The sequence below is a fragment of the Pseudomonas edaphica genome, assembly GCF_005863185.1.
GTDB classification, from domain to species: Bacteria; Pseudomonadota; Gammaproteobacteria; order Pseudomonadales; family Pseudomonadaceae; genus Aquipseudomonas; species Aquipseudomonas edaphica.
In genome coordinates, this window is record NZ_VBVZ01000616.1 from 1 (window position 1) to 3619 (window position 3619).

Annotated in this window: 4 protein-coding genes and 1 pseudogene; 3 read left to right on the plus strand and 2 right to left on the minus strand. The window is 55.7% G+C overall.

Annotation, left to right across the window (positions count from 1 at the left end):
* Positions 1-153: 153 nt before the first annotated feature.
* From rsxB to FEM54_RS27660, 3 genes are all read left to right on the plus strand, one after another.
* On the plus strand, positions 154-1122 hold the full coding sequence (gene rsxB / locus FEM54_RS27650) for an electron transport complex subunit RsxB (RefSeq protein WP_138453760.1): 969 nt from the start codon (positions 154-156) through the stop codon (positions 1120-1122).
* 69 nt (positions 1123-1191) lie between these two features.
* Positions 1192-1830, plus strand: a complete 639-nt coding sequence (gene nth / locus FEM54_RS27655; RefSeq protein WP_138453761.1) for an endonuclease III — start codon at positions 1192-1194, stop codon at positions 1828-1830.
* Positions 1831-1937: 107 nt separating this feature from the next.
* Positions 1938-2120 (plus strand): PA3496 family putative envelope integrity protein, encoded by a 183-nt coding sequence (locus tag FEM54_RS27660; protein WP_017137045.1) that lies wholly within the window; start codon positions 1938-1940, stop codon positions 2118-2120.
* A gap of 85 nt (positions 2121-2205) precedes the next feature.
* Here FEM54_RS27660 and FEM54_RS27665 read toward each other — a convergent pair whose 3' ends face one another.
* Together FEM54_RS27665 and FEM54_RS27670 are read right to left on the minus strand one after the other, a co-directional pair.
* The gene (locus FEM54_RS27665) at positions 2206-2838 is read right to left on the minus strand and encodes a response regulator transcription factor (RefSeq protein ID WP_017137044.1); all 633 of its coding nucleotides are present in this window, start codon (positions 2836-2838) and stop codon (positions 2206-2208) included.
* Positions 2839-3473: 635 nt separating this feature from the next.
* A pseudogene (locus FEM54_RS27670) lies at positions 3474-3619 on the minus strand (argininosuccinate synthase); the annotation flags it as partial.

Below are 3619 nucleotides of genomic sequence, written 5' to 3' on the forward strand. Positions count from 1 at the left end.
CAATAAAGTCGCCGCATTTGGCCTGTTAAACCGAGTGCCTGTACCAAGGGCCGCTCCGCGCCCCAACGCGGGGCAAGCCCGCTCGCCACAGAAAGCGCGCTCGCCACTAACTACAGGCCCTGTTTGTTCAACCGGCATACCAATGATCACCCCATGAACTTGATTCAACGTATCGACGCGCTGCTGCCGCAGACCCAATGCGGCAAATGCGGGCATCCGGGTTGCAAGCCTTACGCCGAGGGCATCGCGTTGGGTGAGGCAATCAACAAGTGCCCGCCCGGAGGGCAGGAAACCATTGCCGGCCTGGCCCAGCTGTTGCGCGTGCCGGTGTTGGAACTGGACACCAGTCGCGGCGAAGCCCCGGCCCAGGTCGCCTACATCCGCGAAGCCGAATGCATCGGCTGCACCAAGTGCATCCAGGCGTGCCCGGTGGATGCGATTGTCGGCGCCGCCAAGTTGATGCACACCGTGATCATGGATGAATGCACCGGCTGCGACCTGTGTGTTGCGCCCTGCCCTGTGGATTGCATTGAAATGCGTCCAGCGACCACTGTGCTGGCGATTGTCGGCGGCCTGGCGGCCGATGATGGGCAACGCCATGAGCGCGGCCTCAAGCGCGACCGCGCGCGGCGGCGCTTTGAGCAACGCAATGCGCGGCTGCAACGCGAGGAAGCGCATAAACTCGCCGAGCGCCTGGCGCGGGCTAAACGTTTGGCCCCGCCGGTTGCCCCTGTGCAAGCCGATGACGCTCAGGCGGCCCGGGATACAGCGGTCAAGAAAGCCAAGATCACCGTTGCCATGAGTCGCGCCCAACTGCATAAATCACTCAAGGCATTTGGACATCCACCGACCTTTGAGCAGCAGTCGCAGTTGATCGTGCTGCAACAGCAGTTCGAAGCAGCGGAGCAGGCGCTGGCCGCACTGGAAGTACAGAGCACACCGACGCCAGCAACGGCACCGAGTAACAGCGCCGATCTCAAGCGCGCTAAAATCCAGCTGGCCATGCACCGCGCAGCATTAAAGAAAGCCCAGGATCTAAACGCCACTCCACAGCAACTGGCCGAGGCGCAAAGCAAAGTCGATGACGCACAACGCCAAGTGGATACTCATGACAGCGTTTAAACCCGCGCTAAACCCTGCTGTGTGTATTACTACAATCGCGCTGATCGCCTGCAAGGAACCACCTGCCCCATGAACGCCGCAAAACGCCTGGAAATTTTCCGCAGGTTTCATGAAGACAATCCGGAACCCAAGACCGAGCTGGCCTACTCGTCGCCGTTCGAGTTGCTGATTGCGGTGATCCTGTCAGCACAATCCACGGACGTGGGCGTCAACAAGGCTACGGCCAAGCTGTACCCAGTGGCCAATACGCCAGCGGCCATTTATGCCTTGGGTGTGGAGGGTTTGTCGGAGTACATCAAGACGATCGGCCTGTACAACAGCAAGGCCAAGAATGTCATTGATACCTGCCGCTTGTTGGTTGAGCTGCACGGCAGTGAAGTGCCACAAACCCGCGAAGCCCTGGAAGCCCTTCCCGGCGTAGGCCGCAAAACTGCGAACGTGGTACTCAATACCGCGTTCCGGCAACTGACCATGGCAGTGGACACGCATATTTTCCGCGTCAGCAACCGAACCGGCATCGCGCGTGGCAAAAATGTGGTCGAGGTAGAAAAGCAGTTGATGAAGTTTGTGCCCAAGCCCTATCTGCTCGACTCCCACCACTGGCTGATCCTGCACGGGCGCTATGTGTGCCAGGCCCGCAAGCCTCGCTGCGGGAGTTGCCGCATCGAAGACCTGTGCGAGTACAAGGACAAAACCTCGGACGATTGAGGGTTCATTGGTTTTCTCGATCAGTCGATTGAAAAAATCTTTTTTACCCGTTCGTGGATTATCGTTATAAGGAGCGCCAACGGCAGTCTTAGCCTGGAGTTAACCTTATGAGCACTGGCAAAGAACAACTGGATGTAGAAGACGATCTCGTTGATGTGGCGGAAGACGAAGGGGACGCCCCTGTGGCAGAGGTGGCCAAGACCAATTTGAGCAAACGCCGCACTATCGACAACCTGTTGGAAGAGCGACGCTTGCAAAAACAACTGGCCGATTACGACTTCGACCTCTGATCGATGCGCTGACGGCCGGAAGCCTCCCTGACGGAGGCTTTTTTTTTGCCGGGTTTTCGGGTTTTGGTGCAAAACCGCACCGCGTCTACACGAGGCCGTTGCGCTGGGCCAGCTCGATCAGGTCCACAAGGGAGCGTGCATTGAGCTTGAGTAACAGGCGGGTCTTGTAGGTGCTGACGGTTTTGTTGCTCAGGAACATGCCATCGGCAATTTCCTTGTTGGTTTTGCCTCTGGCCAGTTGCTGCAACACCATCATCTCGCGACCCGACAAGCGTTCAACCATGTCCGCCTCGCTGGCATTGCCCATGGTCGAGCGTACCGAGTTGAGCGCCTGGTTGGGGAAATAGCTGTAGCCGGAAAGTACAGCCTTGATGGCGCTCAGCAGCTCGGTCAGGTCCTGCTGCTTGCATACGTAGCCCGCCGCCCCCGCCTGCATGCAGCGCATGGAGAAATGGCCGGGTGCCTGAGACGTCAGCACCAGCACCTTGACGGGTGTAGCCTGCTTGGTAGACGCCAGCCGACAGATAACTTCCAGGCCATCGAGCTTGGGTATCCCGATATCCAGTATGACAATGTCCGGCATATGTTCCCGTGCAAGTTGCAGCGCATCGACGCCGTTATCAGTCTCGGCAACGACTTCATAACCATGACGTTCCATTAGCATGCGCACAGCAAGTCGAATGACGGGATGATCATCCACGATCAGCACTTTATTCATGAGAAAGTCCAATTTCGCTGTTCGAATTATTTAGAGCAAGCACAATAGCCTAGTCGTTTCCTAGTTGGCATAGCGCTCCCCCCCAAGCAACAGCAAGCAGAGACCCAACCCACAACGATATAGGAATTAACCTACAAAAAAACACAAACTCAGGTGCAGGGAATTTTATGCAACCCTTCAGAACTTTCCGGGGCCATACATATTTCGAGTGAAATATACGCCGCAGAATGGGTACGAGGTAAATGTACCGCACATGACTTTCAGGAAATACCCCTTGCTTATGGCAGCTAGGCCAGTGAGCAGCTGAAAAGAAATCAACTGATTTAGTTCCATTCAACATACCTGTTTACATCCCTATTTCCTACAGAAGTTTCAGCGCCCTACATACTCGCTGTACTTAGGTAGTGAATTTTCCGTAAGACATAGTTCCTGTGCAGGTGTAAAAAATTCATTCAACCGTACAGAAATAAACACGCCATCGCTGAAACGGCCGAATTCAACTTCAACATTCAACAAACCTTAAACAGTCAGACCGCGTTTAAACATCAGCTTGCTTTTAAATGCGCCCGTCTTTATATGCAGGCAAAAAAAATGGCCCCTTGGACTAGGGGCCATTTTTACAACAAGGGTCGCACTCAGAACAGCTTGCGACCCTTGTTGGCGGCGATGCGCATACGCAACGCGTTCAGCTTGATGAAGCCTGCCGCGTCCGCCTGGTTGTAGGCGCCGCCATCTTCTTCGAAGGTGGCGATGTTGGCGTCGAACAGCGACTCATCGGACT

Coding starts and splice junctions, on each gene's coding strand:
- rsxB (WP_138453760.1), top strand. CDS start 154: ATGAACTTGATTCAACGTATCGACGCGCTGCTGCCGCAGACCCAATGC.
- nth (WP_138453761.1), top strand. CDS start 1,192: ATGAACGCCGCAAAACGCCTGGAAATTTTCCGCAGGTTTCATGAAGAC.
- FEM54_RS27660 (WP_017137045.1), top strand. CDS start 1,938: ATGAGCACTGGCAAAGAACAACTGGATGTAGAAGACGATCTCGTTGAT.
- FEM54_RS27665 (WP_017137044.1), bottom strand. CDS start 2,838: ATGAATAAAGTGCTGATCGTGGATGATCATCCCGTCATTCGACTTGCT.